This is a genomic window from Cellulomonas sp. NPDC057328 (assembly GCF_042667215.1).
Taxonomy (GTDB): Bacteria; Actinomycetota; Actinomycetes; order Actinomycetales; family Cellulomonadaceae; genus Cellulomonas.
Genome location: NZ_JBHUZW010000005.1, coordinates 1 through 17591, shown reverse-complemented (window position 1 = coordinate 17591; position 17591 = coordinate 1). Strand labels below are relative to the sequence as shown.

The window sequence follows — 17591 nt, the reverse complement described above, 5'->3', positions numbered from 1 at the left end:
CGACGCCGCCGTCGGTCAGGACGGGCAGACCGACCGCACCTCCGAGTACGCCGATCCCGACGGCGCCGGGCAGACGAACGGCGCGTAGCGCAGGTCGTCGTCGACGAACCGCTTGAGCCAGGCGATGCTGTTCCGGGCGATGGTCGTGTTCGACAGGACCGGCGCGTAGTGGCTGGCGCCGCGCAGCTCCAGGTACGTCTTCAGGGTGCTCGCGGGGATCGACTCGTAGAACGGCTCCGCGTGGGTCCGCACGGAGGCCACGGAGTCGTTCTGCGCCCCGATGACGAGGGTGGGCGTCGTGATCTCCGGCCACGACTTGTCGATGTTCCACGGCGTCAGCGGGATCGCCGCCTGCAGCGTCGGCGCGTCCTTGGCGGCCTCGAGCGCGCCGCCGCCGCCCATCGAGTGCCCCATGACCGCGAGCCGCGCCGGGTCGACGCGGGTCCGCACGGGGCTGCTGGTCGTGAGGTGCCGCAGTGCGGCGAGCAGCTGGTCGCCGCGCGAGGACGGCTGGTCGCTGGTGCGCGTCGTGTCGATCGTGAAGACGACGAAGCCCTGCGACGCGAGGCGCGGGCCGAGCCACGCGATGCTCGACTGCCGGGCGGTGTAGCCGGGCGAGACGGCGACGGCGCCGAACGTGCCCTGCGACTGGTCGGACGGGTAGTAGATCGTGCCGCCGCCGAAGCCGGACACGGTGTACCGGGACACCGTGACCTGCTCGACGGCGAACGGGCCGCGCGCCGCCTCGAGGCCGGACGCCGTCGGGGCGGGGCCGCGCTCGTACGGGTTCGAGGTGGTGGCGTGGGCGGGCGACGCGGCGCCGCCCAGCAGGGCGGCCGTGAGGGCCGCGAGGAGCAGACGGACGGGGGCTGGACGAGGGCGCACGAGAGTCTCCGGGAAGAGTCAGGACGATGGACGACTCGAGTCGTCATCGACGATAACTCCGCCCGCGCGGAAGCGGAACGACGCGACCCCGATCTCACCCCGTGCCCGCCCGACGACGCGGCCGCCCTCGCTCACGGACGCCTGACCTGCACGGACGTCTGACACGCGCACCACCGGAGCAGTACGCCGCTCAGCGCCCGCCGGTCTCCAGCGCGTCCTTCCACCCCTGCGCGTAGGCCTCGGCGGAGCCCTGGTGGAACATGTCGTCCGGACCGGTCCGCACGAGCACGCGCGCGCCCGGCCCGTCGTCGGCCGTGACCAGGTGACCCACGCCCCGCACCACGGCGACCGGCCGGCCGGCGGCCTTGCCCTTGACCAGCTCGGCGGCGCCCGCGAGCTCGTCGGCCACGGCCGCCACCGTCATCGTCAGCGGCCGGCCGTGCGAGTCGAGCTGTCCGCGCAGGTCGTCGAGCACCTGCACGCCCGCCGCGCCGATCGCGAGGTCGGTCACGCCCTGCCGCCACGGCCGGCCGGCGGTGTCGGTGACGACGACGCCCAGCCGCACGCCGTGGCGCGCCTGCAGCCCCGCGCGCAGGGCCCGGGCCGAGGCGTCGGGGTCCACCGGCAGCAGCAGCACGGTGCCCTCGGGGGTGTTCGACGCGTCGACGCCCGCCGCGGCCATGACGAGCCCCAGCCGGTTCTCGACGATGCGCGTCACCCCGCCCGGGTGCTCGCGGGTGGCGACGACGCGCACCGTCTCGTCGGTGATGGCCTGCTCGCGGTCGTCGGCGGCGACGACCCGCCCCTCCGCCTTGGACAGCACCTTGCTCGTCACGACCAGCACGTCGCCGTCCGCGAGCGCGTGCGACGGCTCGGCGGCCGCGTCCGCGTCGAGGGCGGCCGCCAGCAGGGTGACGAGGTCGTCGCCGGGGACGACCTCGGGGACGCCGTCCGGCGCCCACACGCGCAGCTCGGTCACCGGACCGTCACCGCGCCAGCTTCGGCAGCACGTCGCGGCCGAACACCTCGACCCACTCGCGCTGGTTGCGGCCGACGTTGTGCAGGTAGATGCGGTCGAAGCCGAGGTCGACGTACTTCTGGATCTCGGCGCGGTGCACGTCGGGGTCCGCGGAGATCACCATGCGGCCCTGGAAGTCCTCGGGACGGACGAGCTTGGCCATCTGCTCGAAGTCGAACGGCGAGCGGATGTCGGCCTTGGGGAACTTCATGCCGCCGTTGGGCCACTCGTGCATCGCGTTCGCGAGCGCCTGCTCGTCCGTCTCGGCCCACGACAGGTGGAGCTGCAGCACCTTCGGCATCGCGTCGGGGTCCTTGCCGGCCTCGCGGGCCCCCTCGGCGAACTTGCCGAACAGGCCGGAGATCTTCTCGAGCGGCGCGCCGACGGTGATGATCCCGTCCGCGTGCTTGCCGGTGCGCTTGGCCGTCACCGGACCGGCCGTGGCCACGAGGATCTCGGGCGCCTCCTCCGGCATGGTCCACAGGCGCGTCGACTCGAGCTTGTAGAACGGCCCCGCGTGCTTGACGTCCTTGCCGGCGAGCGACGCGGTGAACAGCTTCTTGATGATCTCGATCGCCTCGAACATGCGGTTGATCCGCTCGGGCGCCTCGGGCCAGTAGCCGGCCACGACGTGCTCGTTGAGCGCCTCGCCCGAGCCCAGGCCCAGCCAGTGCCGCCCCGGGTACATCGCCGCGAGCGTGGCGGACGCCTGCGCGACCATCGCGGGGTGCCACCGGAACGTCGGCGCGGTGACGCCCGGGCCCATGTCGCCGGTCGTGCGCTCGCCGATCGCCGTCAGCACGTTCCACACGAACGACGACTGGCCCTGCGCGGGCACCCACGGCTGGAAGTGGTCGGCGGCCATGACGCCGGAGAAGCCGTGCTGCTCCGCGTACGCCGAGAGCTCGACCGCCTCCCGGGGGTGGAACTGCTCGAGCATCGCCGCGTACCCGACCGTCAGGTCAGCCATCCGTCGTCCTCCACGTGGGTGTCGTCGCGGCACCCCGGGGCACCGCCTCTCGTGACGATACGCGGTCGCGCGGGGCTGCTCAGGGCAGGAGCAGGACCGTGCCCGCCTTGTGCCCCGCCTCCACGTAGGCGTGCGCGTCCGCGGCCTGCGCGAGCGGCCACGTGCGGTCCACCACGCCGCGCACGGCGCCCGTCCCGGCGAGCGTCAGGAGCTCCGCGACGTCGGCCGCGCGGGCCGACGCCGGCCGCAGCCCCGTGAACGCGATCGCGGCGGACCGTCCCCGCGACAGGGGGCGCAGCGCGGTCCGCACGAGGATGTCGGCGCTCGGCACCGTCGTCAGGTAGAGGCCACGGGGCGCGAGCAGGTGGCGGCAGCGCCGCGCGGAGCTGGTCCCGACCGCGTCGAGGACGACGTCGAACGGGCCCCTCACGTCCTCGAGGCGCGTCCGGGTGCGGTCGACCACCGCCGCGGCGCCGAGCGAGCGGACGAGGTCGACGTGGCCCGTGCTGCACACGCCCGTGACCTCGGCGCCGAGGTGCGCCGCGATCTGCACGGCCGCGGCACCGACGGCACCGGCCGCGCCGTTGACGAGCAGCCGGGTGCCGGGCCGCACCCGGGCGTGGTCGCGCACGAACGGCAGCGCGGTCGACCCGCCCTCGACGACGGCGACCGCCGCGCGGAGGTCGAGCCCGTCCGGCACGCGCGTCACGGCGTCCGCCGGGACACGGACGTGCCCCGCGTAGCCGCCCATCGCGATGCCCGTCTGCGCGACGACGCGGTCGCCGGGTCGCAGGCCGTCGACGCCGGCGCCGACCTGCGCGACCGTCCCCCCGACGTCGCCGCCGAGGACCCGGTGGCGGGGACGCCGCAACCCGGTGGCGAGGCGCGCGACCGGCGGGTCGGCCGCGCGGAACGCGCACTCGGCGCGGCTCACGGCGACGGCCTCCACCGCCACGACGACGTCGCCGGGACCGGCGACCGGCAGCGGCCGGCGGTCGGGACGCAGGACGGACGGCGGCCCGTAGCGGTCGTGGACGACGACCGGCGTGGTCGCCACGTCGGCGGCGGGGACGGGTGCGGGCGCGTGCGCGGTCATGTCGGCTCCTGGTGGGTGAGCGGGTGCGGGCAGGCGGGCGGGCGATGACGGGACGGTCGTGCTGCACGACGCGCGTGCGCGCCGGTCAGCCGCCGGGGTGCTCGGCGTCCTCCGGCTGCGCGGGGTAGGCGAACACCTCGTCGATCCGGACCCCGAGCGCCCGGGCGACCTGGAACGCCGTCTCCAGCGACGGCGAGTAGCGGCCCTGCTCGATCGCGATGACGGTCTGGCGCGTCACGCCGATCCGCCGGGCGAGCTCGGCCTGCGTCATGTCGCCGCTCGCGGCGCGGAGCGCGCGGATGCGGTTGGTGACCCGCGTGGGCTTCGGGGTGGGGCCCACGTCAGAGACCGCGCCGGTAGGCGACGAGCTTGACGGCGGAGCCGACGACGGCGGCCAGCACGTACGCGGTGTAGATCGCGTTCGCGACCCAGAAGGTGTCGGCGTCCGCGAGCGCGAGCGCGAACGGCCCGACCATCGCGACGCCGAGCACGATGCCGCCGACGTACTCGCCGCGCCGGTCGATCTCCCGGTCGCGGACGTCGGCGCGGTGCGTGTCGCTCGGGCGCACCACCTCGACGAGCACGCGCCCGAGCGTCGGCGCGAGAGCGGAGACCACCACGGTCCAGATCAGGGTGGGGACGTAGGCGACGTGCGTGGGGTCTCCCCCGTCCGCGCGCCCCAGCACGATCACGACGTACGTCGTCCAGGCGCCGAGCGCCACGAGGGCGTAGACCCACGTGCCCTTCTCCTCGTACGACACGGCGGCCACCTCTCGATGTCTGGAATTCTTGACATGCCGAGCATGGCGCGACGGCGTCGTCGTGTCAAGAATCTTTGACGTCCGGCGCGCCGGCGAGCCCCGATCCGGTGCGTCGCGCGGCGACCACCCGTGCTGAACCGCTTCAGACGCCCCACCGGGCTTGCCCGCCGGCGGCGGGCGGCGGAGGGTCACGAGCAGCCGCGCCCGAAGGGACCCGACGATGCCGCCGACCACGCCCGCACCCGACCGCCGACCCGTGCCCGCCGCGCCCCGGCGCCGCACACCGCTGCGCGCCCCGAGGCACGGCCTGCACGCCCTGCTCCGTGACCGGCGCCGCCTCCTGGCCGGCGTCCTCGTCGCCGCGCTCGCGGCGCTCGGCGTCCCCGCGGCCGCCGCACCGGCCGCCGCCGCGACCGTCGACCCGGCGCGCTGGTACGTGCTCGTCAACCGGCACAGCGGCAAGGCGCTCGACGTCAGCGGGGCGTCCACGGCGGACGGCGCCGCGCTCGTCCAGACCACCCGCGACGGCCGCGCGTCGCAGCAGTGGCGGTTCGTCGACGCCGGCGACGGCTGGTACTCGCTGCGTGCGCGACACTCCGGCAAGGCCGTCCAGGTCGCCGACGCGTCCCGCACGCGCGGCGCCGCCGCGGTGCAGGCGACCGCGGGCACCGCGACCCACCAGCAGGTCCGGCTCCTCGACTCCCCCGACGGGCACGTGCGGCTCGCGCTGCGGCACAGCGGGATGGTCCTCGACGTCCGCGACGCCTCACGCGCGGACGGCGCCCGCGTCATCCAGTGGCGCGACCACGGCGGCGCCAACGAGCAGTGGCGGCTCGAGCCCGTGGGCGCCGACACCGCGGCGCCCACCGCCCCGGGCGGGCTGCGCGTCACCGGGCTCACGTGCACGGCCGTGACGCTCGCGTGGACCGCCTCGACCGACGACGTCGGCGTCACCGCCTACGACGTCTACCACGACGGCCAGCACATGCTCAGCGTGCCCGCGCCGGCGACGAGCACCCCGCTGACCCTCGTGCCCGGCGTCTCGTGGGGCCTGTACGTCAACGCGCGCGACGCCGCGGGCAACGTGTCGCAGGCCAGCCCGACGCTCGAGCTCGCGGTGCCGCCGTGCCAGACGGACACGACCGCCCCGACGACGCCCACCGGCGTGGCCGCGAGCGCCACCGGCACGTCCGTCACGGTGCGGTGGACCGCCTCGACCGACGCCGTCGGGGTCACCGGGTACGAGGTGCTGCGCGACGGCGCCGTCGTGGGCCAGGTGCCCGGGTCCGCGACGTCGTTCGTCGACTCCGGCCTGGCCCCCGCCACGGCGTACGCGTACACGGTCCGGGCGCGCGACCAGGCGGGCAACCGGTCCGCGCCGTCCGCCGCCGCCCGCGTCACGACGGGCTCCGGGTGCAGCAGCGCGATCTGCTCCGTGCGCACGGTCGCGACGGACCGCGACCTGCCGTGGGGCCTCGTCGAGCTGCCCGACGGCTCCGTGCTCTACGGACGCCGCGACGCGGGCCAGGTCGTCCGCCTCGACCCGGCGACGGGGGCCACCCGGGTCGTCGGGACCCTGCCGGGCCTCGTCGGCACGGACGGCGAGGGCGGGCTGCTCGGCCTCGCCGTCGCCGAGGACTTCACGGCGGACCCCTGGCTGTACGTCATGCACACGACCGCGACGGACAACCGCGTGGTGCGCGTGCGCTACGTCGACGGCGCCCTGTCCGGGACGCCGCAGGTGCTCGTGCAGGGCATCCCGCGGAACAAGTACCACAACGGCGGACGCCTGCGGTTCGGGCCGGACGGCATGCTCTACGTCGCCACGGGCGACGGGCAGAACCCGCAGTGGGCGCAGGACACGGCGAACCTCGCCGGCAAGGTCCTGCGGATCCACCCCGACGGGCGCGTCCCGGCGGACAACCCGTTCGGCAACGCGGTGTGGAGCTACGGCCACCGCAACCCGCAGGGCCTCGCGTTCGACTCCCGCGGGCGGCTCTGGCAGCAGGAGTTCGGCAACTCCGTCATGGACGAGACGAACCTGGTCGTGCGCGGCGGCAACTACGGCTGGCCGCAGTGCGAGGGCACGAGCGGCAGCTGCTCCGCGCCCGGGCTCGTCGCGCCGAGGCTGACCACGCCGGTCGCGGCGGCGTCCTGCTCGGGCATCGCCGTCGTGGGTGACACCCTGTGGATCGCCTGCCTGCGCGGCACGCGCCTCTACCGCGCGACCATCACGGCCGACGGGTCGCTGACCGGGGTGCAGTCGCTCCTGCAGGGCACCTACGGGCGGCTGCGCACGGTCGAGCCCGGCGCCGGCGGGACGCTGTGGGTCACGACCAGCACGCGCGGCGACAAGGACTCGGTGGCGAACAACAGCGACGAGCGGGTCCTGCAGCTCACGCTCGGGGGGTGACGGCGGCGTCGGCGGGCGGGACGTCGGTGAGCGGGACGTCCGTCGGCCGTGCGACGGCGGCCGGTGCGACCTCGGCGGCAGGCACCGGCGCGGCGCCCGAGTCGACGTCGCGGTCCGCACCGCGCCGGACCACGGCGACGCCGGCGACGACCAGCGCCGCCCCGACCAGCTGGACGCCGCTCGGCGCCTCGGACAGCAGCACCCAGGCGAGCAGGACGGCGAACAGCACCTCGGACAGGCCGAGGAACGACGCGACGCGCTCCCCCAGCAGGCGCACGGACGCCGCCGACACCCCGTACGCGACCGCGGTGGGGAGCACCCCGACGACGGCGAGCGGCACCGCCCAGTGCACGGTGGCGCCGAGCACGTCGACGCGCACGTCCGGCGCCGCGACCGGCAGCACGCCCACGAGCGCAAGCAGGCCCACCGTGGCGGCGCCGACCGCCATCGCGGCCCCGGCGAGCGTCACGGGCGGCAGCGCGATCGGGCGGGCGGTGAGCGCGAAGTAGGCGGCGTTGCCGACCGCGGCGCCGAGCGCGAACAGGAGCCCGAGCGGGTCGAGCGTCACCGCACCCGTGACGTCGAGGACGAGCACGAGGCCGCCCATGGCGAGCGCGGCCCCGACGAGCGTCGTGCGGGAGGGGGCGCGCCGGCTGCGCACCCACCCCCACAGCACGAGCAGCAGCGGCCCGGTGAACTCCACGAGCAGCGCGACGGCGACGGGCAGCCGGTCGACGGCGAGGAAGTAGAGCGTCGCGGCGCCGGCCACGCCCATCACCCCGAGGCCGACGACCGTGCCGGCGTCCGCGCGCAGGACGGACCAGCGCCCGCGCAGCGCCCACAGGGCGGGGCCCGCGAGCAGCAGCGCCCCGAGGGTCAGGCGGACGACGATCGCGGCCCCCGGCGACCACCCCGCGGCGAGCAGCGGCTTGACCACCGGCCCGCTCGTGGCGAAGGCGAGTGCGGCCACCACCCCCGCGACGATCCCTGCGCTGCGCGCACGCGTGCCCTGCACGTGTGTCTCCCGACACCCGGGCCCGCGGTCGCGGGCGGACGGACGCGCCGGCCGGGCGGCCGTCGCGACGAGCGGTGACGCGCCCCGGGATCGCCGGTGTCAGGTGTCATCCGCTCCTATGCTCGTGACGCTACGGCGCCGTCGCGACAGGAGTCAACGTGCTTTTCGCCCATGACACCGAGGCCAACCTCCGGGCGGCCGCCGACCTGGTGAACACGGCGCGGCGGCGGGACGGCACGGACGCCCTCGCCTCGGTCGCCGACGTGGCGGCCTACCGGGCGCGCTGGCTCTACACGGGCCCGCACGGCGGGGACGCGGCCGAGCTCGCGGCCGTGCGCGCCGCCCGGGACCGCGTCGGTGCGCTGTGGGGCGCCGACCGCGACGCGGCGGCCGACGCGGTCAACGCGATGCTGCGCGACGCGCGGGCGGTGCCGTCGCTCGTCCGGCACGACCACATGGACTGGCACCTGCACGCCACCGCGGACGACGCGCCGCTCGCCTCGGTCGTGCTCGCCGAGACCGCGCTCGCCGCCGCCGACCTCGTGCGCTCCGACGAGTGGGACCGCATGGGCACGTGCGCCGCCGACGACTGCACCGCGGTGCTCGTCGACCTCTCCCGCAACCGGTCGCGGCGGTTCTGCGACGTGAACGGCTGCGGCAACCGGGCGCACGTCGCGGCGTACCGCGCCCGGCGCGCCGTGACGAGCGACACGTGAACCGTCAACCATTGAAGGTTCATCTTTCCTGGCCGACCGCGCGGCGACCGCGTCGCGCACGAGGACGGGACGGACATGAGCACGAAGCCCCGCACGAAGGACGAGCGCGCCGCGAGGCTGGCCGAGCTGCGCAAGGAGCAGGCGCGGGCGTCACGCCGCCGCACCGTGGCCGTCTCGGCCGTCGCCGGCACGCTCGTGCTCGGTCTGGTCGGCGTGACGACGGTCGTCCTCGTCGGCGAGGCCCGCCGCACGGCCGCGCTCGAGGCCGAGGCGGCGGCCGACATCGAGGGCGTCGAGTCGTTCGACGGGCTCGTCTTCGACCACGTCGAGGGCACGGTCGACTACGCGCAGACGCCGCCCGCGGGCGGGGCGCACGACGCCGTCTGGCAGAACTGCGGCGTCTACGACGAGCCGGTCGTCGACGAGCACGCGGTGCACTCCCTCGAGCACGGCGCGATCTGGCTCACGTACGACCCGGAGCTGGCGGCCGACCAGGTGGCGCTGCTCGAGGAGCAGGCCGCCGACGAGTCGTACGTGCTCGTCAGCCCGTACGAGGGCCTGCCCTCGCCCGTCGTCGCGACGGCGTGGGGCCACCAGCTGCAGCTCGACGCGGCCGACGACGAGCGCCTCGACGTGTTCGTCCGCAAGTACCTGCTCAACCCCGAGCTGCCCGAGGCGGGCGCGCTGTGCAGCAGCGGCGTCGGGCAGCCGGCGTGACCGACCGGGACACGGTCGACGGCGCCGCTGACGGCACGACGGGCGGCGAGTCGGACGGCACGGCGGGCGGCACGACGGGCGACGGCGCGCACGGCGGGTCGGCGCTCACCCGCACGTGGCGCGCGCTCGACGGGTCGGCGCGCGCCGTCGTCGGCCTCGCGCTGGCCCTCACGCTCGTGGCGGGCACCGCGCTCGGTGCGGTGCTCGTCGCCCGCCCTGACCGCGCCGTCCCGGGCGACGCGTCGGTCGACGCGGGGTTCGCGCGCGACATGCAGGCGCACCACGCGCAGGCCGTCGAGCTGTCGGTGCTCCTGCGCGACCGCTCCGACGACCCGGTGCTGCGTGCGGTCGCGCTCGACGTGCTGACCGCCCAGCAGCAGCAGATCGGGCAGTTCGTCGCGTGGCTGCGGATGTGGGGCCTCCCGGTGGCGGGCGCGCGCCCCCCGATGGCGTGGATGGCCGACGGGCATGGGCACGGTGGTGCCGCGGCCACCCCGGCCGGCGACCCCGCCGCCACCGGTCTGGCCGCGATGCCCGGCTGGGTCACCCCGGAGCGCATGGCGGCGCTCGAGGCGTCCGACGGCGCCGACGCCGAGCGGCTGTGGCTCGCCCTCATGGTCGACCACCACGTCGGCGGCGTCGCGATGGCGCAGGCGGCGGCCGAGCGGGCGGGCGAACCGGAGGTCCGGCGGCTCGCTCGCGGCATCATCACGGCCCAGTCCCGCGAGGTCCAGGTGCTGCAGGAGCTCCTCGCGCAGCGGGGCGGGCGGCCGGCGGGCGTCTGAGCGTCGCGCGACGCGTGGAAGGATGTGTGCCCATGACCGACCTGACCTCACGTCCCGACGCCCCGACGAGCGCCCCCGCCCGCCAGGTACCGGACAAGGTCACCGTCGACGGGCTCGAGGAGCGCTGGGACGGCGCCTGGACCGCCGCCGGCGCGTACTCCTTCGACCGCTCGAAGGAGCGCGCGCAGGTGTACTCGATCGACACCCCGCCGCCGACCGTCTCCGGCTCGCTGCACGTCGGCCACGTGTTCTCGTACACGCACACCGACGTCGTCGCGCGCTACCGCCGCATGCGGGGGTACGAGGTCTTCTACCCCATGGGCTGGGACGACAACGGCCTGCCCACCGAGCGCCGCGTGCAGAACTACTACGGCGTGCGCTGCGACCCGTCGCTGCCCTACGACCCCGACCTCACGCCGCCGCACCAGGGCACCGACGGCAAGGCCGTGAGGCCCGGTGACCAGGTGCCCGTCTCGCGCCGCAACTTCATCGAGCTGTGCGAGCGCCTGACGGCCGACGACGAGCAGCAGTTCGAGGCGCTGTGGCGCCGGCTGGGCCTGTCGGTCGACTGGTCGCTGACGTACCAGACGATCGGGCGCAGGGCCCGGGCCGTCTCCCAGCGCGCGTTCCTGCGCAACCTCGAGCGCGGCGAGGCGTACCAGGCCGAGGCCCCCGGCCTGTGGGACGTCACGTTCCAGACCGCCGTCGCGCAGGCCGAGCTCGAGGCGCGCGACTACCCGGGCGCCTTCCACAAGGTGGCCTTCCACCGCCCCGACGGCGAGCAGGTCGTCATCGAGACGACGCGCCCGGAGCTGCTGCCCGCGTGCGTCGCGCTCATCGCGCACCCCGACGACGAGCGGTACCAGCATCTGTTCGGCACCACGGTGACGAGCCCGCTGTTCGGCGTCGAGCTGCCCGTGCTCGCCCACCCGGCCGCGGAGCCCGACAAGGGCGCCGGCATCGCGATGTGCTGCACGTTCGGCGACCTGACCGACGTGCAGTGGTGGCGCGAGCTGCGGCTGCCCACGCGCTCGGTGGTCGGCCGCGACGGCCGCGTGCTGCGCGACACCCCGGAGTGGATCGCGTCCGAGGACGGCCGCGCGCTCTACGGCGAGATCGCCGGGAAGACGACGTTCTCGGCGCGCGAGGCGCTCGTGGCCGCGCTGCGCGACTCCGGCGACCTGCTCGGCGAGCCGGTGGCCACGCAGCGCAAGGCGAACTTCTACGAGAAGGGCGACAAGCCCCTCGAGATCGTCACCAGCCGGCAGTGGTACATCCGCAACGGCGGCCGGGACGAGGACCTGCGCACCGCCCTGCTCGCGCGCGGCCAGGAGCTCGGCTTCCACCCCGACTTCATGCGCGTGCGCTACGACAACTGGGTCGGCGGTCTCAACGGCGACTGGCTCGTCTCGCGCCAGCGCTTCTTCGGCGTGCCGTTCCCCGTCTGGTACCCGCTCGACGAGGCCGGCGAGCCGCGGTACGACGCCCCGATCACGCCGGACGAGGCGGCGCTGCCGATCGACCCGACGAGCGACGTCCCGGCCGGCTACACGGCCGACCAGCGCGGCGTCCCCGGCGGCTTCGTCGCCGACCCCGACGTCATGGACACGTGGGCGACCAGCTCGCTGACCCCGCAGGTCGTGTGCGGCTGGCTGGACGACCCCGACCTGTTCGCCCGGACGTTCCCGATGGACCTGCGCCCGCAGGGGCAGGACATCATCCGCACCTGGCTCTTCTCGACGGTCGTGCGCGCGCACCTCGAGAACGGGTCGCTGCCGTGGACCGACGCGGCGATCAGCGGCTGGATCCTCGACCCCGACCGCAAGAAGATGAGCAAGTCCAAGGGCAACGTCGTCACGCCGCTGGGGCTGCTCGAGGAGCACGGCTCCGACGCGGTGCGGTACTGGGCGGCCTCGGCGCGGCTCGGCACCGACGCGGCGTTCGAGGTCGGCCAGATGAAGATCGGCCGCCGCCTCGCCATCAAGGTGCTCAACGCCAGCAAGTTCGTGCTGTCGTTCGGCGACCCGGCCGAGCCGGTGGTCACCGACCCGACCCTCGTCACCGAGACGCTCGACCGCGCGATGCTCGCGGGCCTCGCGCAGGTGGTCGAGACGGCCACCGCCGCCCTCGAGTCGTACGACCACACGCGCGCGCTCGAGACGACGGAGACGTTCTTCTGGACGTTCTGCGACGACTACCTCGAGCTGGTCAAGGACCGCGCCTACGGGGCGGGCGCCGCGGCCGGCGACATCCCGGCGGCGACCGCCTCGGCGCGCGCCGCGCTCGGGATCGCCCTCGACACGCTGCTGCGCCTGTTCGCGCCGGTGCTGCCGTTCGCCACCGAGGAGGTCTGGTCGTGGTGGCGCGAGGGCTCGGTGCACCGCGCGTCGTGGCCGACCGCCGAGCCGCTGCGCGCGGCGGCCGGCGACGCGGATGCGGGCGTGGTCGCCGGGGCGGGCGCCGCGCTGGCGGCCCTGCGCAAGGTGAAGTCCGAGGCGAAGGTCTCGATGCGGACCCCGATCGAGCACGCCGTGCTCGCGGTGCCGACGGCGCTGCGCGCCGCGGTCGAGGTCGCGCTGGACGACGTGCGGTCCGCGGGTCGCGCGACGGGCACGCTGGAGCTGGTGGACGCCGACGCCGAGGCCGTCGTCGCGCGCGACGCCCGCCTCGGCGAGGCGGTCGCGCGGTCCTGAGGCGACGCGCCGGGCGGGCCACCGCCCGTCCGGCCGCGCCGCACCCGGCGCGGTCCCGGGACCCCGGTCCCGGACCGTCCGATTCCGTATAGCCATGCTGAGCGCCGTATAGTCATCCGCGCTCCAGCACGGAAGGAACCCCATGCGTCACCTCATCCCCACCACCGCCCTCGTGGCCGGCGCGGTCCTCGCGCTCGGCGCCTGCTCGGGCGGCTCCGGCTCCGAGGAGCCGAGCGCCGGCGCCACCGGCGAGGCGGGCCTCGAGCTCGTCTCGGCCGACGCCCTGACGGTCTGCACGAACCCGCCCTACGAGCCGTTCGAGTTCGAGCAGGACGGCGAGATCGTCGGCCTCGACATGGCGATCACGGGCGAGATCGCGGCCGACCTCGGCGTGGAGCTGCGCCCGCTCAACACCGGCTTCGACGCCATCGAGTCCGGCGCGGCGCTCAACGCCCGCCAGTGCGACATGGCCGCGTCCGCCATCACGATCACCGAGGCGCGCGAGGAGAACGTCGACTTCACCGACCCGTACTTCGACGCGGACCAGGGCGTCCTCGTCGCCGCGGGCTCCACGGTCGCCGACGAGGCGGACCTCGAGGGCCTGACCATCGGCGTGCAGCAGGCCACCACCGGTGCCGACTGGGTCGCCGAGCAGGGCCTGCAGGGCGTCGAGTTCGAGGACCTCGGCCTGCAGATCCAGGCGCTGCGCAACGGCCAGGTCGACGTCGTCGTCAACGACGTCACGGTCCTCGAGCCCTACGCGGACGACGAGCTCGAGGTGTCCTTCGTCGTGCCGACCGGTGAGCAGTACGGCGTCGCGGTCCGCACGGGCAACACCGCGCTCCTCGAGGCGGCGAACGCGACGATCGCCCGCATCCAGGAGGACGGCACGTACGACGCGATCGTCGCCGAGTGGTTCGGCACGGGCGAGGCCGCGGCGACCGACGAGCCTGCCCCGACGGGCGAGGCCAGCACCACCGCCGAGCCGACCGACTGATGTCCGTCGACCTGTCCACGCCCGCCGGCCGCGCTCGCACGAGCCCGCGCCGGCGGGCGCGGGTCTCCCGCGGCATCCAGTACGTCGTGCTGCTCGCGGTCGCCGTGCTGCTCGCCGCGACGGCGGACTGGAGCACGGTCGGGGAGACGATCTTCAACCCGGCAGCGGCCGCCGAGATCGTCGACAGCCTGCCCCGGGCGTTCCTCAACACCGTCACGTACACGCTCGTCGCGTTCGCCGTCGGCCTGACGCTCGGCACGCTGCTCGCGCTCATGCGGCTGTCGTCCGTCGCGCCGTACCGCTGGATCGCGACGACCTACGTCGAGTTCTTCCGCGGCATCCCCGCGCTGCTCGTCGTCATCGCGGTGGGCTACGCCGTGCCGATCGCCTTCGGGATCGCGCTGACGTCGATCATCGCCGTCGCGGCGATCGCCCTCGGCTCCGTGGCGGCCGCGTACATCTCCGAGACCGTGCGCGCGGGCATCGAGGCGGTGCCGCGCGGCCAGGTGGAGGCGGCCCGCTCGCTGGGGATGTCGCACACGCGGACGATGGCGAAGGTCGTCCTGCCGCAGGCGTTCCGCACCGTGCTGCCGCCGATGACCAACGAGGTCCTGCTCCTCACCAAGGACACGTCGCTGCTCTTCATCCTCGGGCAGACGCCGGCGCAGTTCGAGCTGACGAAGGTCGGCCGCGACGCCCTCTCCACCGCCTCGGGCGGACTCACCGGCCTGTTCGTCATCGGCGCCTGCTACCTCGTCATCACCATCCCGCTCGGCCTGCTCACCCGCCGGCTCGAGCGACGCACCGGAGGCCGCGCATGAGCGCCGACGCCCACCGCCCCGTCGTCCGGGTCCGCGACCTGCGCAAGTCGTTCGGCGAGCGCGAGGTCCTCCGCGGGATCGACCTGGAGGTGGCTGCGGGCGAGGTCGTCTGCGTCGTCGGCCCCTCCGGCTCGGGCAAGTCGACCCTCCTGCGCTGCGTGAACCTCCTCGAGCAGCCGACGTCGGGCAGCATCGAGGTGCTCGGCGCGGAGGTGACCGACCCCGACGTCGACATCGACCGCGTGCGCACGCACGTCGGCATGGTGTTCCAGCAGTTCAACCTGTTCAGCCACCGCTCGGTGCTCGAGAACTGCACGATGGCGCAGCGCACGGTCCTGCGCCGCGACCGCGCGGAGGCCGAGCGCGTCGCCCTGGCGAACCTCGAGCGCGTGGGCCTCGCGGACCGCGCGCGCGCCATGCCCGCGCAGCTGTCCGGCGGGCAGCAGCAGCGCGTCGCGATCGCCCGCGCCCTGTCGATGGACCCGCAGCTCATGCTCTTCGACGAGCCGACGTCGGCGCTCGACCCCGAGCTCGTCGGCGACGTGCTCGGCGTCATGCGCGACCTCGCCGACGCCGGCATGACGATGGTCGTCGTCACGCACGAGATGGCGTTCGCGCGCGAGGTCGGCGACCGGGTCGTGTTCATGGACGACGGCCAGGTCGTCGAGACCGGCCCCGCGGACCAGGTCATCGGTGCCCCGCAGGAGCCGCGCACGCGCGCGTTCCTGCAGCGCGTGCTGGACCCGACGCACCGCCACGACACGTCGGGCACGTCGCCGCAGGTCTAGGGTCGACAGCGTCCACCGCCGCCGTCCCGGAGCCGACGATGCCCGAGTTCCACTCCCCCGCCCTGGTCCCCGCCGACCCCGGCGCGTCGATCCCGTCGATGCTCGCCGACCGGCTCGCCCGCGACCCGCAGGGGGTGTTCGCCGAGCGGCAGACCGGGCTCGGGGGCGCGTGGCAGCCCGTCACCGTGCAGGCGTTCGTCGCCGAGGTGACGGCCGTCGCCAAGGGCCTCGTCGCGTCGGGCGTGCAGCCGGGCGACCGCGTCGCCATCATGTCCCGCACGCGGTACGAGTGGACGCTCGTGGACTTCGCCGTGTGGGCGGCCGGCGGCGTCGGCGTGCCGGTGTACGAGACGTCGTCGGCGGACCAGGTGCGCTGGATCGCCTCGGACTCGGGCGTGCGGGCGGCCGTCGTCGAGACGCCCGCGCACGCGGCCGTGGTCGCGCAGGTGCGGGACGACCTGCCGGACCTCGACGAGGTGCTCGTCCTCGACGAGGGCGCCCTCACGACCCTCGTCCAGCGCGGCGCCGACGTGACCGACGAGGAGGTCGAGCGCCGCTGGCGCGCCACGCGCGCGGCCGACCTCGCCACGGTCATCTACACGTCCGGCACCACGGGACGGCCCAAGGGCGTCGAGCTCACGCACGGCAACTTCGTCGAGCTCACCCGCAACGGCGCCGTCGGCCTCGCGGACGTCGTCTCGAAGCCCACGTCCCGGACCCTGCTGTTCATGCCGCTCGCCCACGTGTTCGCCCGCTTCATCGAGGTGCTGTGCGTGACGTCGGGCGCCGTCCTCGGCCACACGCCCGACACGCGCAACCTCCTGCCCGACCTCGCGTCGTTCCAGCCGACGTTCGTGCTGGCCGTCCCGCGGGTGTTCGAGAAGGTCTACAACGCGGCCGAGCAGAAGGCCGGCACGGGTGCGCGCCTGCGGCTGTTCCGGTGGGCCGCGAAGGTCGCGATCGCGCACTCCCGCGCCCGCGACACGGCCGGCGGCCCGAGCGCCGCCCTCGCGGCGCAGCACCGGCTCGCCGGCGCCCTCGTGCACAAGCGGCTGCGGGAGGCGCTCGGCGGACGCGCGGAGTACGCCGTGTCCGGCGGCGCGCCGCTCGGCGAGCGGCTCGGCCACTTCTACCGCGGCATCGGGGTGCACGTGCTCGAGGGCTACGGCCTCACGGAGACCTCCGCCGCGACAGCCGTCAACCGGCCCGAGCTCACGAAGATCGGCACCGTGGGTCCCGCCTACCCGGGCACCGCGCTGCGCGTCGACGACGACGGCGCGATCTGGGTGCAGGGGCCGCACGTCTTCCGCGGCTACCGGAACCAGCCGGAGGCGACCGCCGAGGCGCTCGTCGACGGGTGGTTCCGCACGGGCGACCTCGGGACGCTCGACGAGGACGGCTACCTGCGGATCACGGGCCGCAGCAAGGAGATCATCGTGACGGCCGGCGGCAAGAACGTCGCCCCCGCCGTCCTCGAGGACCGGCTGCGCGGCCACCCGCTCGTCAGCCAGGTCGTGGTCGTCGGCGACCAGCGGCCGTTCATCGGGGCGCTCGTCACGCTCGACGCGGAGATGCTCCCCGGCTGGCTGACGACGCACGGGCTGCCGCCCATGGACGTCGTCGCGGCGTCGGCGCACCCGCAGGTGCTCGAGGCCCTCGACCGGGCCGTCGACCGCGCCAACGAGGCCGTCTCGCGCGCGGAGTCGATCCGCAAGATCCGCGTGCTGACCACGGACTTCACCGAGGCGAACGGCTACCTCACGCCGTCGCTCAAGGTGAAGCGCGCGAAGGTGCTCGCCGACCTCGCGGCCGACGTCGACGCGCTGTACGTCGACACGCGGCACTGAACCGCCCGGCACCGGCCCGCCCGCACCGGGGGTGCACCGACGACGACGGCGCCGGCCCGGTGCGGGCCC

16 protein-coding genes are annotated in these 17591 nt (G+C 75.1%); 9 read left to right on the top strand and 7 right to left on the bottom strand.

The features are described 5' to 3' along the window. Window positions 1-15: 15 nt before the first annotated feature. The 6 genes from ACFUMH_RS01950 to ACFUMH_RS01925 all read right to left on the bottom strand — a co-directional run bounded on the left by ACFUMH_RS01950 (window position 16) and on the right by ACFUMH_RS01925 (window position 4730). On the bottom strand, window positions 16-885 hold the full coding sequence (locus ACFUMH_RS01950) for an alpha/beta hydrolase family protein (protein WP_378199547.1): 870 nt from the start codon (window positions 883-885) through the stop codon (window positions 16-18). A gap of 190 nt (window positions 886-1075) precedes the next feature. Beyond that, window positions 1076-1864, bottom strand: a complete 789-nt coding sequence (locus ACFUMH_RS01945; RefSeq protein ID WP_378199544.1) for a coenzyme F420-0:L-glutamate ligase — start codon at window positions 1862-1864, stop codon at window positions 1076-1078. A gap of 7 nt (window positions 1865-1871) precedes the next feature. Then, window positions 1872-2873 carry a TIGR03557 family F420-dependent LLM class oxidoreductase gene (locus ACFUMH_RS01940; protein ID WP_378199541.1) on the bottom strand — a complete coding sequence of 334 codons (1002 nt, stop codon included), beginning with the start codon at window positions 2871-2873 and terminating at the stop codon, window positions 1872-1874. 79 nt (window positions 2874-2952) lie between these two features. After that, window positions 2953-3969: an NAD(P)-dependent alcohol dehydrogenase gene (locus ACFUMH_RS01935; protein WP_378199539.1), complete on the bottom strand. Its 1017-nt coding sequence runs from the start codon at window positions 3967-3969 to the stop codon at window positions 2953-2955. An 85-nt stretch (window positions 3970-4054) separates the two neighbouring features. Continuing rightward, on the bottom strand, window positions 4055-4309 hold the full coding sequence (locus ACFUMH_RS01930) for a helix-turn-helix transcriptional regulator (protein ID WP_378199536.1): 255 nt from the start codon (window positions 4307-4309) through the stop codon (window positions 4055-4057). Window position 4310: 1 nt separating this feature from the next. Then, entirely contained in the window at window positions 4311-4730 is a 420-nt protein-coding gene (locus tag ACFUMH_RS01925; protein WP_378199533.1) for a hypothetical protein, read from the bottom strand. 220 nt (window positions 4731-4950) lie between these two features. Between ACFUMH_RS01925 and ACFUMH_RS01920 the strand changes: the two genes are divergently transcribed. Then, complete coding sequence (locus tag ACFUMH_RS01920; RefSeq protein WP_378199530.1) at window positions 4951-7143, top strand: PQQ-dependent sugar dehydrogenase; 2193 nt, start codon at window positions 4951-4953, stop codon at window positions 7141-7143. Here the strand turns inward: ACFUMH_RS01920 and ACFUMH_RS01915 are convergent. After that, window positions 7127-8116: a DMT family transporter gene (locus ACFUMH_RS01915; protein WP_378199527.1), complete on the bottom strand. Its 990-nt coding sequence runs from the start codon at window positions 8114-8116 to the stop codon at window positions 7127-7129. The genes ACFUMH_RS01920 and ACFUMH_RS01915 overlap by 17 nt on opposite strands. A 200-nt stretch (window positions 8117-8316) precedes the next feature. On the opposite strand from ACFUMH_RS01915, the gene ACFUMH_RS01910 reads away from it, so the two are divergent. From ACFUMH_RS01910 to ACFUMH_RS01875, 8 genes are all read left to right on the top strand, one after another. Then, complete coding sequence (locus tag ACFUMH_RS01910; protein ID WP_378199524.1) at window positions 8317-8874, top strand: CGNR zinc finger domain-containing protein; 558 nt, start codon at window positions 8317-8319, stop codon at window positions 8872-8874. A gap of 75 nt (window positions 8875-8949) precedes the next feature. Further along, window positions 8950-9591, top strand: coding sequence for a DUF3105 domain-containing protein (locus ACFUMH_RS01905; protein WP_378199522.1), 642 nt, complete (start codon window positions 8950-8952; stop codon window positions 9589-9591). Continuing rightward, window positions 9588-10376: a DUF305 domain-containing protein gene (locus tag ACFUMH_RS01900; protein ID WP_378199519.1), complete on the top strand. Its 789-nt coding sequence runs from the start codon at window positions 9588-9590 to the stop codon at window positions 10374-10376. The genes ACFUMH_RS01905 and ACFUMH_RS01900 overlap by 4 nt, the downstream gene beginning before the upstream one ends. Before the next feature lie 32 nt (window positions 10377-10408). Next, window positions 10409-13069 (top strand): valine--tRNA ligase, encoded by a 2661-nt coding sequence (gene valS / locus ACFUMH_RS01895; protein WP_378199516.1) that lies wholly within the window; start codon window positions 10409-10411, stop codon window positions 13067-13069. Window positions 13070-13211: 142 nt separating this feature from the next. Then, on the top strand, window positions 13212-14066 hold the full coding sequence (locus tag ACFUMH_RS01890) for a transporter substrate-binding domain-containing protein (RefSeq protein WP_378199513.1): 855 nt from the start codon (window positions 13212-13214) through the stop codon (window positions 14064-14066). Beyond that, the gene (locus ACFUMH_RS01885) at window positions 14066-14887 is read left to right on the top strand and encodes an amino acid ABC transporter permease (RefSeq protein ID WP_378199510.1); all 822 of its coding nucleotides are present in this window, start codon (window positions 14066-14068) and stop codon (window positions 14885-14887) included. The genes ACFUMH_RS01890 and ACFUMH_RS01885 overlap by 1 nt, the downstream gene beginning before the upstream one ends. After that, window positions 14884-15675, top strand: a complete 792-nt coding sequence (locus ACFUMH_RS01880) for an amino acid ABC transporter ATP-binding protein (protein ID WP_378199507.1) — start codon at window positions 14884-14886, stop codon at window positions 15673-15675. Before ACFUMH_RS01885 ends, ACFUMH_RS01880 begins: the two co-directional genes overlap by 4 nt. A 38-nt stretch (window positions 15676-15713) precedes the next feature. Then, complete coding sequence (locus ACFUMH_RS01875; protein WP_378199504.1) at window positions 15714-17522, top strand: AMP-dependent synthetase/ligase; 1809 nt, start codon at window positions 15714-15716, stop codon at window positions 17520-17522. The last annotated feature ends 69 nt before the right edge of the window (window positions 17523-17591 follow it).

Excerpts from the sequence above, each read along its gene's own strand:
- ACFUMH_RS01880 (WP_378199507.1), top strand. The coding sequence starts at position 14,884 with ATGAGCGCCGACGCCCACCGCCCCGTCGTCCGGGTCCGCGACCTGCGC.
- ACFUMH_RS01935 (WP_378199539.1), bottom strand. The coding sequence starts at position 3,969 with ATGACCGCGCACGCGCCCGCACCCGTCCCCGCCGCCGACGTGGCGACC.
- ACFUMH_RS01875 (WP_378199504.1), top strand. The coding sequence starts at position 15,714 with ATGCCCGAGTTCCACTCCCCCGCCCTGGTCCCCGCCGACCCCGGCGCG.
- ACFUMH_RS01890 (WP_378199513.1), top strand. The coding sequence starts at position 13,212 with ATGCGTCACCTCATCCCCACCACCGCCCTCGTGGCCGGCGCGGTCCTC.
- ACFUMH_RS01885 (WP_378199510.1), top strand. The coding sequence starts at position 14,066 with ATGTCCGTCGACCTGTCCACGCCCGCCGGCCGCGCTCGCACGAGCCCG.
- ACFUMH_RS01905 (WP_378199522.1), top strand. The coding sequence starts at position 8,950 with ATGAGCACGAAGCCCCGCACGAAGGACGAGCGCGCCGCGAGGCTGGCC.
- valS (WP_378199516.1), top strand. The coding sequence starts at position 10,409 with ATGACCGACCTGACCTCACGTCCCGACGCCCCGACGAGCGCCCCCGCC.
- ACFUMH_RS01920 (WP_378199530.1), top strand. The coding sequence starts at position 4,951 with ATGCCGCCGACCACGCCCGCACCCGACCGCCGACCCGTGCCCGCCGCG.
- ACFUMH_RS01940 (WP_378199541.1), bottom strand. The coding sequence starts at position 2,873 with ATGGCTGACCTGACGGTCGGGTACGCGGCGATGCTCGAGCAGTTCCAC.